We start from the raw sequence: 18040 nt of genomic DNA, 5'->3' as shown, positions 1-18040 counted from the left end.
GTTCGGCACTGACGTAAGGTCAGGCGCCATGACGGGCACGCCGAACGCGGCGATCGACAGCGGCAGCAGACCTCGCACCGCCGGGGTGTACGACTACCTTCTCGGCGGTAACGAGCACTACCGCGTCGACCGCGAGGTCGGCGAGCGGCTGCCCGCGCTTGCGCGCGAAGGGGCGCGGCAGAACCGGGCGTTCATGCACCGGGCCGTGGAGTGGCTCGCGCGGCAGGGCGTGGACCAGTTCCTGGACATCGGCACCGGCTTCCCCGCCGAGCCGAACCTGCACCAGATAGCCCAGGGCGTGAACCCGGCGGCACGGGTGCTGTACGTCGACAACAACCGCATTGTGCTGCGCTACGCCGAGGCGTTGCTCGTCAGCCACCCCGACGGCGTCACGGGGCACTTGCAGGCCGACGTACGCGAGACCGCCGCCGTCCTCGAAGGCGCCCGCGCGACGCTGGACCTGCGGCGGCCCGTCGCCCTGTCCCTGATCGGGCTGCTGCACTTCCTGCCCGACAGCTGCGACCCGCACGCGCTGGTCGCCGAACTCGTGCGGGCGCTGCCGTCCGGCAGCCACCTCGTGCTGTCGCACGCCGCGTCCGACCTGCACGCCGAGCGCGCGCGTGAGGTGATCGAAGCGTACCGCCGCGGCGGTATGCAGCTCGTTCCGCGTGACCGCGCCGCGTGTGCGCGCTTCTTCGACGGGCTCGATCTCGTCGAGCCGGGTCTGGTCACCGTCTCGCGGTGGTTCCGCGACACCCCCGGCCCCGCGTACTCGGACGCGGGCGTGTACGCGGGTGTGGCCCGCGTGGCACAGGCGTCGCCCTAGCCGTCGTCGACCGCGGGACGCGTTGCTCCGTGCGGGTGACCTCGTCGTGAGGTGGATCCCGGGTCACCGGCATCGCCCGTCCGCCGCCCTAGCGTCGCTGCTCTGTGGCGGGCGCCCCCGGGTCCATCCGGTGAGGGCGGAGGTGACGGAGGAGTCATGGCACGATCCGAGGGATCCGACCGGCCGCACGACAGCGGCGGTGGGGGCGGAAGGGCCGGCGGCGCGGGGCGTGGCGGGAGCACGGCCAAGGGGCCGGGGGACCTGCCCAAGCGGTCCTGGAAGGACGTGCTGAAGCGTGCCGGCAGGCAGTTCAAGGCCGAGGCGCTGACGGACAAGGCGGCAGCCCTGACCTACTACGGCGTGCTGGCGCTCTTCCCCGCCGCGCTCGCGCTGCTCTCCATCCTCGGCCTGATCGGCAAGTCGGCGATCCAGCCGCTCGTCGACAACGTCGCGTCCGTCGCGCCAGGCCAGGTGCACGGCGTCCTGACGTCCGTGCTCAAGCAGTTGGGCGGCGGCCAGGGCAAGGCCGGCGTCGCGCTCGCGATCGGCATCATCCTCGCGCTGTGGTCCGCCTCGGGGTACGTGGCCGCCTTCATGCGCACGTCCAACAGCGTCTACCACATGGCCGAGGGCAGGCCGGCGTGGAAAGCACTGCCGGTGCGCTTCGGCATCACCGTCGCGGTGATCGTCCTGCTGGCGCTGACGGCCTTCGGCGTGGTCGTCACGGGCACCCTGGCGCGCAAGGCGGGAAACGTCCTCGGCGCGGGCGACACGGCCGTCTCCGCGTGGAACTACGCCAAGTGGCCGGTGATGGTCCTGCTGGTCAGCCTGGCCATCGCGCTGCTGTACTGGGGCGCCCCCAACGTCAAGCGGCGCTTCCGCTGGGTGACGCCCGGCAGCCTGGTGGCCGTCGTGATCTGGATCATCGCCTCGGTGGCGTTCGCCTTCTACGTCGCGAATTTCAGCAGCTACAGCAAGACGTACGGCACCTTCGCCGGGATCATCATCTTCCTGATCTGGCTGTGGATCACCAACATCGCGATCCTCTTCGGCCTGGTACTGAACGTGGAGTCCGAACGCCAACGGGCCATCGGGGGCGGCCATCCACCCGGCGATGAGCCCTTCGCCGAGCCGCGCGACACGCGCAAGCTGTGACAGCGAGGGGCACGCGACACCGTCACGCCGCGCCGGGCCCCGGTTCTTCGGGCGCCTCGGCGACCGCGGTGATCTCGACGAGCTGCCCGGGGTAGCCGAGGCAGCCCACACCGAGCAGCGTCGACGTGTGCGGTCCGAGCGTCAGCCCCGACGCCCGCACGACCTCCCACACGCGGGTGAGGTCCTGCGTGTGCCCTGACACCACGTACACGTGTGTCGCCACGACGTCGGCGAGCGCGCAGCCTTCCGCGGCCAGCGCCGCCTCCAGGTTCGCGAGGACCTGACGCGTCTGCGCCTCGAAGTCGTCCTTCCCCACCAGAGCGCCGTCCGTGTCGAGGGGGACCGCCCCGGCCAGGAACACCAGCCGCCGCCCACTGCCGACGACGGCGGTGTGGGCGTACCCGGGCGGCGGGAACAACCCGCTGACGATCGCGCGCTCGGCCATGGTGCTCCTTCTCGGACAGCGGAACCGGTGGGAGCATTGTTCTCACAGCCGGTGGCGACAGGGCCAGTTGTTATGGGTCGTGGGATCGACGAGTGGACCCTGACGCGGCGGGTTCCTTGGTATTTTGCGCCATGGACATCGGCTCCTCCTCCCCGCACCGGCTCGCAGCCGGGCAGATCGTCGGGGACTTCTCGCTGCGCTTCACGCTCGGGATCGGGATCGGGCGCGAGCCATCGGCGTGGGCGCGGGAGCACGGGTTCCTGGTCGAGGGCGGTGTGCTCGACCGGGGGCGCACCGCCGGGCGGCCCACCGTCGTACGGGAGTGTGCCGGGGACCTCGCGACACAGCGCGCCCGCGCCGAGGAGTGGGGTGGGCGCCTGGCCCGCGACGGGTTCCGCGTCGTCAGGACGCGTATCGAGGCAGCGCCGTGGAACGAGGGCGTGCCGCAGTCGGATGCCGAGGCCGCGGCGTTCCCCTGCCGGTGGTTCGCCCACCGCGTGACGGTGCGCGCGGCCATCCCCTACGAGACCGGCCGGCTCGTGCGCGCCGCCGGCGGCTGCTCGGCTCGGCTGTCACGACTGGCCCGCGCCGTGCCTGCGCGGGGAGTGCAGGAGCGGCTGCTCGTGCAGCGCGCACCGGGTGTGGGCCGGCGGGGCGCCAGGGCACGGCTCGAGGAGCTGCTCGCGGCGCTGGTGGCCGCCGGGTTCCGCGCCGTGGACGTCGAGGAGGCGTACGTGGTCCACGACGACGGTCCGGCCGCCGCGCCATGAGCCCGGCGGGCCAGTGACCGGTCAGGCGCCGACCAGTGTCCTGCCGGCGAGCTCCGTGCCGGCGGGCAGCTGACGGCCGATGCGGCCGAGCGCCTCACGGAAGCCGCCGCCCGCGATGCCCGAGTCGTAGGCGGCACCGCCCCAGTGCAGCGTGAGCGACAGCTCAGGCCCCTTGTCGCCGAGCGTCAAGAGGCAGCTGAGCGTGGCCCGTTGCGTGTCCTCGGCGGCCGTCACCGCCAGGGGCATGTCCCACTCGAGCACGCAGGAGGCCAGTTCCGCACCGGCGCCGACGGACCGGAGCGTCGCGAAATCGTCCCCCTGGTACTCGACGCCGCGGACCTCGGTGTGCACCCGGCCGTCCTCGGAGGTGATCGTGATCGCCTCCGGGCCCTGGCGGTCCCTGTACCAACCCGCCCATGTGTCTCTCGACTCCGCTGTCATGGCGCGGACTGTAGCGCCAATCGATCTTCCTGTGCCGGTCGGGGCACCGATTCACAACAGCGACGGCCCCATCCGGCGGACCACCCCCACGTCCGGAGCCGTCTCCGGCCTGACACACTGCCCGTTCACCGCGTGCGGCGCGTGACGAATTCGGCCAGTGCCAGCAGGTCGCCCGCCGCTGCGAGGTCCGGCACGGCGCGGGACAGCTCGTGCACCGCGCGCGCCATCCGTTCCGCCGCCTGGACTTGGGCCCAGTCGCGCCCGCCGGCGCGCTCGACGGCCTCCGCCGCCCTGCGCACCCCCTCCGCGTCCATCGGCCGACGGTACAACTCGGCCAGTTCCTCGGCGGCCTCGGTGCCCGAGGCGAGCGCCGCCACCACGGGGAGGGACTTCTTGTGCGCCACAAGATCCGCGCCGGCGGGCTTGCCGGTGCGCTCGGGGTCGCCCCAGATTCCGATCAGGTCGTCGATCAGCTGGAAGGCGAGACCCGCCTCCCTGCCGAACGCGTCGAGCGCCGCGACGGCCTCGTCGCCCGCGCCCGCGTAGAGCGCGCCGAGAGCGCAGGAACTGCCCAGCAGTGCACCGGTCTTGGCCGTGGCCATGGCGAGGACCTCGTCGACCGTGACCTCGTCTGGTGCGCGTTCCTCGAAGGCGCAGTCCGTCTGCTGTCCAGCACACAGCTCGATCACGCAGTCGGAGAGCCGGGCCACCGCGGCGGTGGCCGCCGCGTGGCGGCTCTCGGCGAGCACCTTGGTGGCGAGGGACATCAGCGCGTCCCCGCTGATGACCGCGTCGGGGACGCCGAAGACGGTCCAGGCCGTGGGGCGGTGCCTGCGCGTGGGGTCCTCGTCGATGACGTCGTCGTGGAGGAGCGTGAAGTTGTGGGTGAGCTCCACCGCCACCGCGGGGCTCACCGCGCTGAGCGGGTCGGCGCCGAGGGCGCGCGCGGCGGCGAGGACGAGCGCGGGCCTGATCGCCTTGCCTGCGCCCGAGGACGACGGCCTGCCGCGCTCGTCCTCCCAGCCGAAGTGGTAGCGGGCCACCGTGCGTATCGGTTCCGGCAGCGACGCGACGGCAGCGCGCAGTTCGGGGTCGACGACGCCGCGGGCCCGCGCCAGGAGCGCCACCGCCTCCTCGCCCTCGGTCGCGGCGGCCGGGCTTGTCATGGTCATAGAGATCGCTTTCCTGTGCACGCGCGTGCCACGGGCCCGCGTGACGGCTGAGTGGTGAGTAGGGACGGCCTCGCGAGCGGGGGCGGACCGGCCGGCCGGCGGGCTCGTGCCGCGGCCGGTCCGCCCCCTCGCATCACCCACCGTCACCGCCAGCGGCTCACCTCCACGTTCTCCAGGACACCGAGGGCGTCCGGCACGAGGACGGCGGCCGAGTAGTAGGCCGTCACCAGGTAGGAGATGATCGCCTGCTCGTCGATGCCCATGAAGCGCACCGACAGGCTCGGCTCGATCTCGTCCGGGATGCCGGCCTGCTGCAGGCCGACGACGCCCTGCTCCTGCTCGCCGGTACGCATGCAGATGATCGACGTGGTGCGCGCGTCGGAGATCGGGATCTTGTTGCTCGGGAAGATCGGCACGCCGCGCCAGGCCGGCACATGGTGTCCGGCGACCTCGACGCTCTCCGGCACCAGGCCGCGCTTGTTGCACTCGCGGCCGAACGCCGCGATGGCCTTGGGATGCGCGAGGAACAGCTTCGAGCCGCGGCGGCGGGACAGCAGCTCGTCCATGTCGTCGGGGCTCGGCACGCCGTCGTGCGGCTGGAGCCGCTGCCCGTAGTCGCAGTTCTGCAGGAGGCCGAACTCCGCGTTGTTGACCAGCTCGTGCTCCTGGCGCTCTCGCAGCGCCTCGACCGTGAGCCGCAACTGCTGCTCGGTCTGGTTCATCGGCTGGTTGTACAGGTCGGCGACGCGGCTGTGCACCTTGAGCACGGTCTGCGCCACGCTCAGCTCGTACTCGCGCGGCGCGCTCTCGTAGTCGACGTACGTGTGCGGCACGACCGCCTCGCCGACGTGGCCCGCGGACAGGTCGATCGCCGCCTCGCCGTACTTGTTGGTCCGCTGCCGCGGCAGCGACGCCTGGGAGCGCAGGTGCTCGGCCAGGGAGTCGGCGCGCTCCGCCAGGTTGAGCACGTCACGGCGCGTCAGCACGAGCACCGTGCACGTGGTCGCCGCGCGCGTCGTGTACTCCCACTTCGCGTCGCCGTCGACCAGCGCCTGGTCGCCGAAGTACGCGCCGTCGGCGAGGACTTCGAGGACGGCTTCCTCGCCGTAGGGGCCCTGCCCCATCTTCTCGACCCTGCCGTGCGCGAGGAGGAAGACCCGGTCGGCGTCCTCGCCGCGGGTCGCCAGCACCTCGCCGGTCTGGTACTCGTGCTGCTCGCAGCGGTTGGCCAGCTCTGTCAGCGCCTCCTCGTCGCCGTAGTCGCGCAGGGTGGGCAGCTCGCCCAGCTCCGCCGGGATGACCGCGACGCGTCCGCCGGTCTGGACGAACGTGATCCGCCCGTCCCCCACCGAATAGCTCAGCCTGCGGTTGACCCGGTAGGTGCCGCCCTGCACCTGCACCCACGGCAGCATCCGCAGCAGCCACCTGGAGGTGATCTCCTGCATCTGCGGAACCGACTTGGTGGTGGTCGCCAGGTTCCGCGCGGCGGCCGTACCCAGACTCTGCTGAGACTGCGACTGCTCGGTACGGACCTCATCAGCAACCGACATGAAGACTCCCCTTCGATCATGTACTGGCCTGCACGAGAAGGGTTTCAGCGCGGAGCGTCACAGCGCCATTACACAAACGAGTGGGACTGGAGCGGGCACATCAGGGGAATCGGTCGTGCATCACGGCGCGGCGCACGCGCCGCGGACAATGGGAGGCGTGACACCGAACGACCCGGCCGCGCCGGAACCAGCCGGAGGGCGCGCCTCCCGCACAAGCGCGCCCCACCCGCCGTCGCCGCTCCCGCCGTCACCGCTCGTGCCGTCACCGCTCGTGCCGGTCGCGGACGGACGGTTCACCGCGCGCGGCGTGCGGCTGCTCCTCAAGCGCGACGACCTGATCCATCCGGACATGCCGGGCAACAAGTGGCGCAAGCTGGCGCCGAACCTGTCCGCCGCGCGCGCCGAGGGCGCGGACACCCTGGTCACCTTCGGCGGCGCGTACTCCAACCACCTGCGTGCCACGGCCGCGGCCGGCCGGCTGCTCGGCCTCGCCACCGTCGGCGTCGTACGCGGCGACGAACTGGCGCGCCGGCCGCTCAACCCGTCGCTGGCACGCTGCGCCGCGGACGGCATGGTCCTGCGTTTCACGGACCGCGCCACGTACCGGCGCAAGGCGGAGCCCGGGATCCTCGCGGCGCTGCTCCACGACGCCCGCGCCGGCGCGGGCCGGGCACTCGGCAGGGTGTACGTGGTGCCCGAGGGCGGCAGCAACGCGGCCGCCGTGCGCGGCTGCGTGGAACTCGGGCGCGAGCTGTGCGACGAGGCCGACGTGGTGGCGGTCGCCGTCGGTACGGGGGGCACGCTGGCGGGCCTGGCCGCGGGCCTGCCGCCGGGCAGGCGTGCGCTCGGGGTCGCCGCGCTGCGCGGCGGCTTCCTCGGCCGGGAGGTGCGGCGGCTGCAGCGGGACGCGTTCGGGGGCGAGCGGGGCGCGTGGAGCGTCGACGACCGCTTCCACTGCGGTGGCTTCGCGCGCTCCACGCCGGAGCTCGCGGCCTTCGCGGCGGCCTTCGAGGAGGAGCACGGGATCAGCCTTGAACGTACCTATGTCGCCAAACTGCTTTATGGACTCACCGCCATGGTGACGGCGGGCGAGTTCGCTCCCGGCACTTCCGTCGCAGCCGTCGTGACGGGTCCGCCGGATCCGGTGTGACCGACGCGCGATGACCGACGCGCGATGACCGCCCGACCCGGGCGCGCGTGGGCGCACCAGCGTGCGCACGCGCGTGTGCCGCATATCGCGCCCTTCGAACGGTTCGGCGGCGCGTGCGGTGGGTACGTCAACCGTCCGCCGGGGGTTCCCTTTTGGGTCCGGCACAGGTCTGGCCACTTTGCGTGCTCAAGGACCTACCATGAGTCACACCGGTCGGACAGGGCCCTGCGACAGGGCACTATGGAGCGCGGTAGCGTCGCCAGTCCAGACCGGCGCGTACGACCCACGTACCGCGTGGCCCCCGGTGTCGGTGACACCGGGGCGCCCGAGAAGCTTGTGTCACCTTGGAGGTGAGGGTGTCCCAGATCGCAGGCGAACCCGGGATCCAGGACTTCGTGGAAGTCCGGTTGCCCGCTGCGGGTGCCTACCTTTCCGTGCTGCGTACGGCCACGGCCGGCCTCGCGGCGCGCTTGGACTTCACCCTCGACGAGATCGAGGACCTTCGCATCGCGGTGGACGAGGCGTGCGCGATCCTGCTCCAGCAGGCCGTGCCCGGCTCCGTCCTCAGCTGCGTCTTCCGGCTCATCGACGACTCCCTCGAGGTGACCGTCGCCGCGCCCACCACCGACGGGCGCGCGCCCGAGCGCGACACCTTCGCCTGGACGGTGCTCTCGGCACTCGCGGGCAAGGTCGACTCGTCGGTGGCCGACGACCAGACGGTCTCGATCAGCCTGTACAAGCAGCGCGGCCAGGGCCCAGGCCCGGCGTGAACGACGGGGAGGGGCCGGTGCGTGACGAGGAGCGCGCCCCAGGGGGCGGAGCGGCGGAGCACACGGCGCTGCCCGGTGGGCACCCCGGCCCCGTGCGGCGGTCAGCGCCGCCCGCGGGCATACCGGAGCAGCACGCCCGTCCCCACCCCGAGGGCGGGTACGAGGGCCAGGAGGCAGCGGTCGGGCAGGCGCGGGCGGAGCGGGCGGCCGGGATGAGCGAGCGGCGAGGAGGCGAGGAGGAGGCCCTGCCGGACGAGGCGACGCGCAAGGACGGCACGGACCGCAAGGACGCCGGCCCCGCGAAGGACGACGCAGACGCCAAGGACGACGGCCCCGCGAGGGACGACGGGGCCGGCGCGGGCGCCGACGGCGCGGAAGACACGCACGACGCGCACGATCCGCACGACAGGAGCGGCGCGCGGGCGCTGTTCATCGAGCTGCGGGCGCTGCCCGACGGCTCCGCCGCGCGCGCGGACCTGCGCAACCGGCTGGTGCGGATGCACCTGCCGCTCGTCGAGCACCTGGCGCGCCGCTTCCGCAACCGGGGCGAGCCGCTTGACGACCTGACGCAGGTCGCCACGATCGGCCTGATCAAGTCGGTCGACCGGTTCGACCCGGACCGCGGCGTCGAGTTCTCGACGTACGCGACGCCCACGGTGGTCGGCGAGATCAAGCGGCACTTCCGCGACAAGGGCTGGGCGGTGCGGGTGCCGAGGCGCCTGCAGGAGCTGAGGCTGTCGCTGACGACCGCGACGGCCGAGCTGTCGCAGCAGCACGGCCGCTCCCCCACGGTGCACGAGCTGGCTGAGCGTCTCGGGATCTCCGAGGAGGAGGTCCTTGAGGGCCTGGAGTCGGCGAACGCCTACTCGACGCTGTCGCTCGACGTGCCGGACACGGATGACGAGTCCCCGGCCGTGGCGGACACCCTGGGCGCCGAGGACGAGGCGCTGGAAGGCGTGGAGTACCGGGAGTCGCTGAAGCCGCTGCTCGAGGACCTGCCGCCGCGAGAGAAACGGATTTTGCTACTCCGCTTCTTCGGCAACATGACGCAGTCGCAGATCGCCCAGGAGGTCGGCATCTCGCAGATGCATGTCTCGCGGCTGCTGGCGCGGACGCTGGCGCAGCTGCGGGAGCGGTTGCTGGTCGAGGAGTAGACAGGCGGAGCCGGAAAGCAGGGGGCGCGCGGCCGCCGCCGCGCGTCAGCCGTTCTCGCGAGTACCCGGCGGGCGGATGCCGAGGGCCGCGGTCGTCGCCGGGTTGACCAGGAGGACCAGCCCGGCCACGGCGACCGCCGCGACCGCGATGCCCACGGGGACAAGTGCCCCGCCCGAGCTCATCAGGGCGTACGCGATCGGCAGCGCGATGACGTGGGTGATCATGGCGGGCCCGCGGCTCCAGCCGCGGAGCCCGAACAACCCGCGCGCGGCGATCAGCGGCAGCAGCCCGATGACGAGCACGGTCACGCCCAGCGCCTCGGCCTGGCCAGGATCGTCCGGTTTGCCGCTCAGTCCGGCCACGAGCAGGTAGACGCCGACGGCGAAGAGCCCGAGCGCCTCGAGTGCGGCGAGGCACGCCGCGGCGGTCAGCCTGGCAGGCCGGGGCGGAGCCGTCTCGGGGGTGGGCCTGGGTGCTGCCGTGCCGGGTGTGGTGGGGTTCGTGCGTCCGCTGCTGCTCACCCTTGCAGGGTAGCGGCCGCCGCGGGGCCGGGCTCTGCCCCCGCCGCGTCCGGCCGGTAATGTGCCGAGCATGCGCGCACTCCTCGTGGTCAACCCGGCTGCCACCACCACCAGTGCCCGCACGCGCGACGTGCTGATCCGCGCCCTCGCCAGCGAGATGAAGCTGGAGGCCGTGACGACGCAGTACCGGGGCCACGCGCGCGACCTCGGCAGACGGGCCGCGGAGTCCGACGACATCGAGCTGGTGGTCGCGCTGGGCGGTGACGGCACGGTCAACGAGGTCGCGAACGGACTGCTGCACGCGGGTCCCGCGCCCGGCCTGCCCAGGCTCGCGGTGGTGCCGGGCGGCTCGACCAACGTCTTCGCCCGCGCCCTCGGCCTGCCGAACGACGCCGTCGAGGCGACGGGCGCCATCCTGGACGCGCTGCGTGACGGCCGCGAACGCGCAGTGGGGCTCGGCCTGGCGTCCGGCACGCCGGACACGGAGGATGAGGCCGTGCCGCCCAGATGGTTCACCTTCTGCGCGGGCTTCGGCTTCGTCGGCGGTGTGGTGGGACGGGTCGAACAGGCGCGTGAGCGCGGGAAACGCTCCACGCACGCCCTCTATCTGCGCCAGGTGGTACGCCAGTTCCTCGGCGACCCGCACCGCGCCGGCGGCACGCTGACCCTCGGCCGGCCCGGCGAGGAACCGGTGACGGGCCTCGTGACGGCGATGGTCTGCAACACCGCCCCGTGGACCTACCTGGGCAATCGCCCGGTGTACGGGGTGCCGGGCGCCTCCTTCGACACCGCGCTCGACGTGCTCGGGCTCACCCGGCTCTCGCTGCCGTCGGCGACCCGCTACGCGACCCAGCTGCTGGCCGCGACCCCCGAGAAGGGGCTCCACGGCAAGCACGCGGTGACCCTGCACGACCTCACGGACTTCACCTTGCATTCGAAGGTGCCACTGCCCCTTCAGATGGACGGCGACCATCTGGGACTGCGTACGAGCGTGACGTTCACAGGCGTACGCCGTGCACTGCGTGTGATTGTGTGAGTGAAACCCCTCGAAATCCTTTCACTCGAACGTTTAGGCTGGCGTCCACCCCATCGATGTACGGCTGTGACCTAGTCGACACCGAGGAATCCAAAAAAAGTTTCCGGAAGGGGTTGTATCCGCCGCCGAGGTTTGCGAATCTCTACATGGCGATCGGGACGGCTCACGCAACACCAGCCTCCCTGAGAACCGGAACCCCTCTTCGAACCAGGACCGCACCGGTCTTCACCGGTGTTTTCGGCCCTTCACTTGTCGGGGGATTCGTGAAAGCGTTCACATTCACAAGCACATGCACGTCATACCAAGAGAGGTAGCAGCCATGGACTGGCGTCACAACGCCGTTTGCCGCGAGGAAGACCCCGAGCTGTTCTTCCCCATCGGCAACACCGGTCCCGCGCTGCTGCAGATCGAGGAAGCCAAGGCCGTCTGCCGTCGCTGCCCCGTCATGGAGCAGTGCCTGCAGTGGGCGCTCGAGTCCGGCCAGGACTCCGGCGTCTGGGGTGGCCTCAGCGAGGACGAGCGCCGCGCGATGAAGCGCCGCGCCGCTCGCAACCGGGCGCGCAACGCCAGCGCCTGAAAGCCCCCTGCCACGAGCCCGAGGCCGGCGGAGCGTACACCGCGTACGCACACAACCCCCGCCCCCGAAAAGCAGCGCGCAGTACCCCCGATGCGCATCTCATCGTGAGCTTCGAGCAGAGCCCCGGACCGGAACACCGGTCCGGGGCCTTTTGCTGTCCTCCCGCTGTCCTCTCGCCATCCACGCCGCGGTGGACGGGCGCACCCGCGGCGTGACCGTCCGTGACATGACCGTCCGTCACCATTACGGCGCAATGGCCTTGTGCGCCGGCGGGTTACTTCGACGCCGCCACCGGTATGTCCAGCACGACCTGGGTCCCGCCCTCGGGTGCGCGCACCATGTCGAACGCGCCGCCCAACTCCCCCTCGACGAGCGTCCGCACGATCTGCAGCCCGAGATTGCCCGCCCGCTTCGGATCGAAACCCGGCGGCAACCCGCGCCCGTCGTCCCGCACGGTGATCAGCAGCCTGCCCTCGGGCCGCTCACCGTTGCGGACGCCGCCGCGCCCCGCCCCGGCGGGGCCCTCGCCGCGCACCGCGCTCACTTCGACCTTGCCACGCTCCCCCGGCCCGAAGGCGTGCTCAAGCGCGTTCTGCAGCACCTCCGTGAGCACCATCGCGAGCGGGGTGGCGACATCGGCGTCGAGGATGCCGAACCGGCCCGTCCGCCGGCAGGTGACGGCTCCGGCGGGTGAGAGCTCGGCCACCATCGCGAGTACGCGGTCGGCGATCTCGTCGAACTCCACACGCTCGTCCAGGTTCTGGGACAGCGTCTCGTGGACGATCGCGATCGAGCCCACGCGCCGCACCGCCTCGTTGAGCGCTGCCCTGCCGTGGGCGGAGTCGATGCGCCGCGACTGGAGCCTGAGCAGGGCGGCAACGGTCTGGAGATTGTTCTTCACCCGGTGGTGGATCTCCCGGATGGTGGCGTCCTTGGTCATCAACTCGCGTTCACGGCGTCGCAGTTCCGTGACGTCGCGCAGCAGCACGAGCGAGCCGATCCGGTCGCCCTTCGGCTTGAGGGGGATCGCGCGCAGCTGGATCACGCCGACGGAGCTCTCCACCTCGGTCTGGCGCGGGGCGTAGCCGCTGGCGAGTTTGACGAGCGCCTCGTCCACCGGGCCGTGTACGGGGGCCAGCTCGTCGGTGGTCCGGCCGAGGTGCTGTCCCACCAGGTCGGACGCCAGTCCCAACCTGTGGTACGCGGACAGCGCGTTGGGGCTCGCGTACTGGACCATGCCGTCCGCGTCCAGCCTGATCAGTCCGTCGCCCGCGCGCGGGGACGCGTCCATGTCGGTCTGCTCGCCGGGAAAGGGAAACGATCCCGCGGCGATCATCTGCGCGAGGTCGGACGCCGACTGGAGGTAGGTGAGCTCCAGCCTGCTCGGGGTGCGCACGGTCAGCAGGTTGGTGTTGCGCGCGATCACGCCGAGCACCCGGCCGTCCCTGCGCACGGGGATGGACTCGACCCTGACGGGCACCTCCTCGCGCCACTCGGGGTCGCCCTCGCGCACGATCCTGCCCTCGTCGAGCGCCGCGTCGAGCAGCGGCCTGCGGCCGCGCGGCACGAGGTGCCCGACCATGTCGTCCTGGTAGGAGGTGGGGCCCGTGTTGGGGCGCATCTGCGCGACGGACACGTAGCGGGTGCCGTCGCGTGTGGGCACCCACAGCACGAGGTCGGCGAAGGAGAGGTCGGACAGCAGCTGCCACTCGGAGACGAGGAGGTGCAGCCATTCGAGGTCGGACTCGTCGAGCGCCGAGTGCTGCCGTACGAGATCGTTCATGGAGGGCACAGGGCGAGGGTACCCGCGGGCCGCGGCACCGAGCGGGACCCTCAGCCCGCCTGGCACCGCAGCCCGGGATCACCACGGCCGGGGGTGTGCGGGCCCGCGGCCGTGTCCGGGCGCCGACGCGGTCAGGGCAGAGAGCGCCGGCCCCGCGTGCCGCCCTTCTGTGCGGTGAAGGGCGGACGCTCTGCCGTTCCATTGTGGACTAGACCATTCGGCGCTGTCCAGGGATCCGCACGCGGCTCACGTCGCCGGTTTCCGGGCCTCCGGGACGGCGATCCCCTGGAAGAGGTTGGCGATCAATGCGTCGACGAATTCACGATTCAGCGGCTGCGCGGGCATCAGCAGCCGGTGGTAGACGGCGCCCCAGAGCTGGTCGACGATCGCCTCCAGGTCCGCGTCCGCGCGTACCTGGCCGGCCTGCCGCGCGAGCGTGAGGCGCGCCACGGCGAGCGCACGGCGCTGCGTGACGTAGTGCGTCGAGAGCGCCTCGGCCAGGTCGGCGTCGCCCTGGGCGGCTCCGATGATCCCGGCGACGACGGAGCCGTTGCGGTTCAGCAGGTCGACGAACGTGTTCAGCTGCGTGGTCAGGTCGCGCCTGATATCGCCCGTGTCCGGAAACTCGAGGGTGGCCTGGAAGGCGTTGAAGTAGGCGTCGAAGGCCAGGGCCCCGGGCGAGGGCCACCACTTGTACAGCGTCATCTTGCTGACGCCCGCGCGTGTGGCGACCCTCGAGAAGGTCAGGGCGTGGACGCCCTCGGCGAGCAGCAGCTCGGCCGCCGCGGTCAGGGTCGCGTGGCGCACGTCCTCCGCCTTGCGCCGTCCCCGCCCCGGCTTGAGGGGGGTGGGCTCCGGCCCCGGCTCCGGTCCCTCGGCGTCCGTCGTCTCCATACGTCTCCTCCTCGTCCCGCCCGGCCTCCGCGCGGCTCACCGCCAATTATATGGACCCACCGACCACATACATATGGACGACTGGTCTATATGCTGTTAGTGTACTCATCGTCCACAAAGACGAGAGGGATCATCATGAGCACCAACCAGCAGTCCGCCACCCGCGTCGCGATCGTGACCGGGGGCTCGGGCGGAATCGGCAGCGCCGTCGCCAGGACGCTGGCCGCGCGGGGCACGGCGGTCGTCGTGCACTACGCAGGCAGCGTCGAGCGCGCGCAGAAGGTCGTCGACTCGATCCTGGAGGCCGGCGGGCAGGCTGTCGCCCTGGCCGGCGATGTCGCGGACGAGACGGCGATGACGGCACTGTTCGACGCCGCGGAGGAACATTTCGGCGGGGTGGACGTCGTGGTCAACACGGCGGGGATCATGTTGCTCGCGCCCGTGGCCGAGACGGGGCTCGAAGCCTTCGACCGGATGCACCGCGTCAACGTGCGCGGCACGTTCGTCGTCTCGCAGCTCGCCGCGCGGCGGCTGCGCCCAGGCGGCGCGCTGGTCAACTTCTCCACCTCCATCACCCGGCTCCAGCAGCCGACGTACGCCGCTTACGCGGCGACCAAGGGCGCCGTCGAAGCGATGACCCTGGTACTCGCCCGCGAGCTGCGCGGCCGCGACGTCACCGTCAACGCCGTGGCCCCCGGGCCGACGGCGACCCCGCTCTTCCTGGACGGCAAGAGCCCCGAGCTGATCGAGCGGCTGGGCGCCGCCTCCCCGCTGGAGCGGCTCGGCACGCCCGAGGACATCGCGGGCGCCGTCGCCTTCCTGGCGGGACCCGACGGCCGCTGGATCAACGGCCAGGTCCTCTTCGCCAACGGCGGCATCGCGTAACCGCAAGGCAGCCGCAATTCACCACGCGCACACACATCAGGAGAGACCCCATGTCCACTGTCCTCATCACCGGTGCCGCCACCGGCATCGGCAACCTCACCGCCAAGGCGCTCGCCCGCGCGGGGCACCGCGTCTTCGCCACGATGCGCGACCCCGAGGGCCGCAACGCGCCCCGTGCCCGGGAGCTGCGCGACCTCGCCACCGCGGAGGGCGCCGACCTCCGCGTCGTCGAACTCGACGTCACGTCCCAGGAGTCGGCCGACGCGGCCGTCCGCGCGGTGACCGCCGACGGCGGCGAGCTCGACGTGGTCGTACACAACGCGGGCCACCTGCTGGTCGGCTACGTGGAGGCGTTCACCGCCGAGGAGATCGCCCGCCTCATCGACGTCAACACCCTGGGGGTCCAGCGGCTCAACCGCGCTGTCCTGCCCTACCTGCGCGGGCGCGGCCGCGGCACCCTGCTCTACGTCGGCAGCACCATCCCCGTCACCACTCCGCCCTTCCTCGGCCCCTATGTCGTCTCCAAGGCCGCCATGGACTCGCTCGCCCTGGTCACCTCCTACGAGGTCTCCCAATTCGGCATCGAGACCGTGATCGTCATGCCCGGCGCCTTCACGCAGGGCACCGACCACTTCCCCAAGGCCGGACGCGCATCCGGCACCGCAGTAGCCGAGGCGTACGCGGCCCTTGACCCGCTGGTCGCACGCAACGAGGCAGCCACCGAGAGCCTGTTCCCGCCCGGCACCGACGCCGATCCCGTCGTCGTCGCCGAGGAGATCGCCCGGATCCTCGCCCTCCCCTACGGCGAGCGCCCCTTCCGCAGCGTCGTCGACCTCACCGACTCGAAGGTCGAAGAGGCGAGCGCCGCCGTCACCGAGGCACGCACGGACTTCGTGCGGCGCATGGGCTTCGGCGAGGTCCTGGAGCTGCGCCACCATGGCTGAGTCACAGCTCGGCGCGGTCATCGAGCTGCTCCGCGCCGCCCCGCTCGACATGGGCGGTGACCCGCGCACGATGCGCGTCGTCTTCGACGAGATGATGGCCGCCCACCCCGTCCCCGAGGACGTCCGCACCACGGCCGCCGAGCTCGGCGGCGTCCCCGCCATCGGGATCACTGCCGGGGACGGCGAGGCGCGGGGAGCGGTGCTGTACTTCCACGGCGGCGGCTACGCGCTCGGGTCCGCCGCGGCGAGTGTCAACCTGGCGGCCGACGTGGCACGCGGCACCGGCACGACCGTCCACACCGTGGACTACCGCCTCGCGCCCGAGAACCCGTTCCCCGCCGCGGTCGACGACGCGCTCGCGGCGTACCGCGGGCTCCTCGGTCGCGGCGTCCCGGCCACGGAGATCGCCGTCTGCGGCGAGTCGGCGGGCGGCGGGCTCGCGCTGGCCCTGCTCGTCGCGATCAAGGAGGCCGGCCTCCCCCGGCCCGCCGCGGCCGCCGTCCTCTCCCCCTGGGTCGACCTCACCCAGTCCGGGAGCAGCCACGAGACGCGGGCCGCGCTCGACCCGGCGCTCACACGGCGGGCGCTCGCCACGCGGGCCGGTGACTACCTCGCCGGCGCGGACCCCCGATCCCCGCTCGCCAGCCCTCTCTTCGCCGACCTGCGCGGGCTGCCCCCGCTGCTCGTCCAGGCCGGGTCGTACGAGGTGCTGCTCGACGACGCCGTCCGGCTGGCCGCGAAGGCGGCCGGCGACGACGTGGAGGTCACCCTGCACACGTTTCCCGGCGCCCCGCACGTCTTCCAGGGCTTCGCCGCCGTGCTCGACGAGGGGGCCGGGGCCCTGGACGAGGTCGGCGCCTTCCTCCGCGCGCACCTCGACGGCACGGATCGCGTCACCGCGTCTCGGTGACCTTCGCCAGCGCGCGCGGCGCGTCCGGGTCCTGGCCGCGTGCGATCGTCACCTCGTACGCGAGCCGTTGCAGCGGCAGGATCTCCAGGATCGGCTGGACCTCCTCCGCAACGCCCTCCGTCGGCAGCACGAACCCCGCGGACGCCGCGGCGACCTCGGCGGGAGGCCCGACGACGAACAGGTCGGCGCCCCTGCCACGCAGCCGTTCGAGCACCGGGCGCAGCACCTCGCCGCCCTTGCCGTCGGGGACGACGGCGATCACCGGCGAGATGTTGTCGACCATGGCGAGCGGGCCGTGCAGGAGGTCGGCGCCCGAATAGGACAGGGCGGGGATGTAGCTCGTCTCCATGAGCTTGAGCGCGGCCTCCTTGGCCGTCGGGTAGCCGTAGCCGCGCGAGGTGATCACCATGCGCTCGGCGAACCGGTACCTGGCGGCGAGCTCGCGCACCTCGGCCCCGCGTGCGATTACGCGCTCCGCGAGGCCGGGCAGGCCCTCGGCGGCGTCGCCGTCACCGCCGCCGAGGCCCTCCACGAAGAGGTAGAGGGCGAGCAGGGTCGCGGTGTACGTCTTGGTCGCGGGCAGCGCCTTCTCGGGGCCCGCGAGGACGTCGATGTGGAACTCGCAGACGGCGGCGAGCGGGGAGTCGGGGCTGTTGGTGACGGCGAGGGTGAGCGCGCCGGCCTCGCGTGCGGCGCGGGCCGAGGCCACCAGGTCGGGCGAGCCGCCCGACTGGCTGACGGTGATCAGGAGGACGTCGCTGAGGTCCTGGCGCGCCCCGTAGGCGGTGATGGTGGACATCGAGGCGAGGCCGCAGGGCATGCCACGCCTGATCTCCAGCAGGTACTTGGCGTACAGCGCCGCGTTGTCGGACGTGCCACGGGCGGACAGCAGCACGAACCTGGGGTGCCGCGCGGCGATCGCCGCCGCGGTCCCCCGGATGTACGTCGCGCCCTCGGCCAGGATCCGGGCCAGCACCGCCGGCTGCTCCGCCATCTCACCGGCCATGATCACGCCGGGCTGCTCGCTCTGCGACATGTGCCGCCTCCACGCCGTCT

19 protein-coding genes are annotated in these 18040 nt (G+C 72.3%); 11 read left to right on the top strand and 8 right to left on the bottom strand.

All coding sequences use genetic code 11. The features are described from left to right. The first annotated feature begins 28 nt into the window (after positions 1-28). Complete coding sequence (locus IH48_RS0104715) at positions 29-826, top strand: SAM-dependent methyltransferase (protein ID WP_030899503.1); 798 nt, start codon at positions 29-31, stop codon at positions 824-826. Between the two features lie 156 nt (positions 827-982). Beyond that, positions 983-1981, top strand: a complete 999-nt coding sequence (locus IH48_RS0104710; protein WP_078849485.1) for a YihY/virulence factor BrkB family protein — start codon at positions 983-985, stop codon at positions 1979-1981. A 22-nt stretch (positions 1982-2003) separates the two neighbouring features. On the opposite strand, the gene IH48_RS0104705 is transcribed toward IH48_RS0104710, so the two are convergent. Further along, positions 2004-2426 (bottom strand): RidA family protein, encoded by a 423-nt coding sequence (locus IH48_RS0104705; protein ID WP_030899498.1) that lies wholly within the window; start codon positions 2424-2426, stop codon positions 2004-2006. 131 nt (positions 2427-2557) lie between these two features. Here IH48_RS0104705 and IH48_RS0104700 point away from each other — a divergent pair, with 131 nt between their 5' ends. After that, positions 2558-3196: a hypothetical protein gene (locus IH48_RS0104700; RefSeq protein WP_051839171.1), complete on the top strand. Its 639-nt coding sequence runs from the start codon at positions 2558-2560 to the stop codon at positions 3194-3196. Positions 3197-3217: 21 nt separating this feature from the next. Here the strand turns inward: IH48_RS0104700 and IH48_RS0104695 are convergent, their stop codons facing one another. The 3 genes from IH48_RS0104695 to IH48_RS0104685 all read right to left on the bottom strand — a co-directional run bounded on the left by IH48_RS0104695 (position 3218) and on the right by IH48_RS0104685 (position 6359). Next, the gene (locus IH48_RS0104695) at positions 3218-3637 is read right to left on the bottom strand and encodes a DUF6304 family protein (RefSeq protein ID WP_030899494.1); all 420 of its coding nucleotides are present in this window, start codon (positions 3635-3637) and stop codon (positions 3218-3220) included. Positions 3638-3762: 125 nt separating this feature from the next. After that, positions 3763-4809 carry a family 2 encapsulin nanocompartment cargo protein polyprenyl transferase gene (locus IH48_RS0104690; RefSeq protein WP_030899491.1) on the bottom strand — a complete coding sequence of 349 codons (1047 nt, stop codon included), beginning with the start codon at positions 4807-4809 and terminating at the stop codon, positions 3763-3765. Positions 4810-4952: 143 nt separating this feature from the next. Beyond that, complete coding sequence (locus IH48_RS0104685) at positions 4953-6359, bottom strand: family 2B encapsulin nanocompartment shell protein (protein WP_030899489.1); 1407 nt, start codon at positions 6357-6359, stop codon at positions 4953-4955. 157 nt (positions 6360-6516) lie between these two features. Here IH48_RS0104685 and IH48_RS0104680 point away from each other — a divergent pair, with 157 nt between their 5' ends. The 3 genes from IH48_RS0104680 to IH48_RS0104670 all read left to right on the top strand — a co-directional run bounded on the left by IH48_RS0104680 (position 6517) and on the right by IH48_RS0104670 (position 9433). Beyond that, positions 6517-7509 (top strand): 1-aminocyclopropane-1-carboxylate deaminase/D-cysteine desulfhydrase, encoded by a 993-nt coding sequence (locus tag IH48_RS0104680; RefSeq protein ID WP_420705446.1) that lies wholly within the window; start codon positions 6517-6519, stop codon positions 7507-7509. A 356-nt stretch (positions 7510-7865) separates the two neighbouring features. Continuing rightward, a complete protein-coding gene (locus tag IH48_RS0104675; protein WP_030899483.1) occupies positions 7866-8279 on the top strand; it encodes an anti-sigma regulatory factor in 414 nt (137 codons plus the stop codon). Next, positions 8276-9433: an RNA polymerase sigma factor SigF gene (locus tag IH48_RS0104670; protein WP_420705445.1), complete on the top strand. Its 1158-nt coding sequence runs from the start codon at positions 8276-8278 to the stop codon at positions 9431-9433. The genes IH48_RS0104675 and IH48_RS0104670 overlap by 4 nt, the downstream gene beginning before the upstream one ends. Positions 9434-9478: 45 nt before the next feature. Here IH48_RS0104670 and IH48_RS0104665 read toward each other — a convergent pair whose 3' ends face one another. Then, on the bottom strand, positions 9479-9955 hold the full coding sequence (locus IH48_RS0104665) for a hypothetical protein (RefSeq protein ID WP_030899477.1): 477 nt from the start codon (positions 9953-9955) through the stop codon (positions 9479-9481). Positions 9956-10025: 70 nt separating this feature from the next. Here IH48_RS0104665 and IH48_RS0104660 point away from each other — a divergent pair, with 70 nt between their 5' ends. Both IH48_RS0104660 and IH48_RS0104655 read left to right on the top strand, forming a co-directional pair. Beyond that, positions 10026-10991: a diacylglycerol/lipid kinase family protein gene (locus IH48_RS0104660; protein WP_030899474.1), complete on the top strand. Its 966-nt coding sequence runs from the start codon at positions 10026-10028 to the stop codon at positions 10989-10991. Positions 10992-11310: 319 nt separating this feature from the next. After that, positions 11311-11568, top strand: coding sequence for a WhiB family transcriptional regulator (locus tag IH48_RS0104655; RefSeq protein WP_003953983.1), 258 nt, complete (start codon positions 11311-11313; stop codon positions 11566-11568). Between the two features lie 274 nt (positions 11569-11842). Here the strand turns inward: IH48_RS0104655 and IH48_RS0104650 are convergent, their stop codons facing one another. After that, positions 11843-13351, bottom strand: coding sequence for a sensor histidine kinase (locus tag IH48_RS0104650; protein WP_030899471.1), 1509 nt, complete (start codon positions 13349-13351; stop codon positions 11843-11845). Positions 13352-13597: 246 nt separating this feature from the next. Then, entirely contained in the window at positions 13598-14245 is a 648-nt protein-coding gene (locus tag IH48_RS0104645; protein ID WP_051839166.1) for a TetR-like C-terminal domain-containing protein, read from the bottom strand. 135 nt (positions 14246-14380) lie between these two features. On the opposite strand from IH48_RS0104645, the gene IH48_RS0104640 reads away from it, so the two are divergent. Genes IH48_RS0104640 through IH48_RS0104630 form a run of 3 tightly spaced genes read left to right on the top strand, consistent with a single transcriptional unit; the run spans position 14381 to position 16984 of the window. Next, the gene (locus IH48_RS0104640) at positions 14381-15130 is read left to right on the top strand and encodes an SDR family oxidoreductase (protein WP_030899465.1); all 750 of its coding nucleotides are present in this window, start codon (positions 14381-14383) and stop codon (positions 15128-15130) included. Between the two features lie 50 nt (positions 15131-15180). After that, a complete protein-coding gene (locus IH48_RS0104635) occupies positions 15181-16074 on the top strand; it encodes an SDR family oxidoreductase (RefSeq protein WP_030899463.1) in 894 nt (297 codons plus the stop codon). Beyond that, on the top strand, positions 16067-16984 hold the full coding sequence (locus tag IH48_RS0104630) for an alpha/beta hydrolase (protein ID WP_030899460.1): 918 nt from the start codon (positions 16067-16069) through the stop codon (positions 16982-16984). The genes IH48_RS0104635 and IH48_RS0104630 overlap by 8 nt, the downstream gene beginning before the upstream one ends. Here the strand turns inward: IH48_RS0104630 and IH48_RS0104625 are convergent. After that, complete coding sequence (locus IH48_RS0104625) at positions 16968-18020, bottom strand: SIS domain-containing protein (RefSeq protein WP_030899457.1); 1053 nt, start codon at positions 18018-18020, stop codon at positions 16968-16970. The genes IH48_RS0104630 and IH48_RS0104625 overlap by 17 nt on opposite strands. Positions 18021-18040 lie beyond the last annotated feature (20 nt).

The sequence above is a fragment of the Streptomyces sp. NRRL F-5126 genome (assembly GCF_000721265.1).
Classification (GTDB): Bacteria; Actinomycetota; Actinomycetes; order Streptomycetales; family Streptomycetaceae; genus Streptomyces.
The sequence above is the reverse complement of the archived record's forward strand: the minus strand, read 5'-3'. Positions and strand labels throughout refer to the sequence as shown.

What these genes read in the sequence shown, in the direction of transcription:
- IH48_RS0104690 (WP_030899491.1), bottom strand. Translation starts at nt 4,809, where the DNA reads ATGACCATGACAAGCCCGGCCGCCGCGACCGAGGGCGAGGAGGCGGTG.
- IH48_RS0104640 (WP_030899465.1), top strand. Translation starts at nt 14,381, where the DNA reads ATGAGCACCAACCAGCAGTCCGCCACCCGCGTCGCGATCGTGACCGGG.
- IH48_RS0104695 (WP_030899494.1), bottom strand. Translation starts at nt 3,637, where the DNA reads ATGACAGCGGAGTCGAGAGACACATGGGCGGGTTGGTACAGGGACCGC.
- IH48_RS0104635 (WP_030899463.1), top strand. Translation starts at nt 15,181, where the DNA reads ATGTCCACTGTCCTCATCACCGGTGCCGCCACCGGCATCGGCAACCTC.
- IH48_RS0104685 (WP_030899489.1), bottom strand. Translation starts at nt 6,359, where the DNA reads ATGTCGGTTGCTGATGAGGTCCGTACCGAGCAGTCGCAGTCTCAGCAG.
- IH48_RS0104645 (WP_051839166.1), bottom strand. Translation starts at nt 14,245, where the DNA reads ATGGAGACGACGGACGCCGAGGGACCGGAGCCGGGGCCGGAGCCCACC.
- IH48_RS0104710 (WP_078849485.1), top strand. Translation starts at nt 983, where the DNA reads ATGGCACGATCCGAGGGATCCGACCGGCCGCACGACAGCGGCGGTGGG.
- IH48_RS0104700 (WP_051839171.1), top strand. Translation starts at nt 2,558, where the DNA reads ATGGACATCGGCTCCTCCTCCCCGCACCGGCTCGCAGCCGGGCAGATC.
- IH48_RS0104625 (WP_030899457.1), bottom strand. Translation starts at nt 18,020, where the DNA reads ATGTCGCAGAGCGAGCAGCCCGGCGTGATCATGGCCGGTGAGATGGCG.
- IH48_RS0104715 (WP_030899503.1), top strand. Translation starts at nt 29, where the DNA reads ATGACGGGCACGCCGAACGCGGCGATCGACAGCGGCAGCAGACCTCGC.
- IH48_RS0104630 (WP_030899460.1), top strand. Translation starts at nt 16,067, where the DNA reads ATGGCTGAGTCACAGCTCGGCGCGGTCATCGAGCTGCTCCGCGCCGCC.
- IH48_RS0104660 (WP_030899474.1), top strand. Translation starts at nt 10,026, where the DNA reads ATGCGCGCACTCCTCGTGGTCAACCCGGCTGCCACCACCACCAGTGCC.
- IH48_RS0104655 (WP_003953983.1), top strand. Translation starts at nt 11,311, where the DNA reads ATGGACTGGCGTCACAACGCCGTTTGCCGCGAGGAAGACCCCGAGCTG.
- IH48_RS0104650 (WP_030899471.1), bottom strand. Translation starts at nt 13,351, where the DNA reads ATGAACGATCTCGTACGGCAGCACTCGGCGCTCGACGAGTCCGACCTC.
- IH48_RS0104705 (WP_030899498.1), bottom strand. Translation starts at nt 2,426, where the DNA reads ATGGCCGAGCGCGCGATCGTCAGCGGGTTGTTCCCGCCGCCCGGGTAC.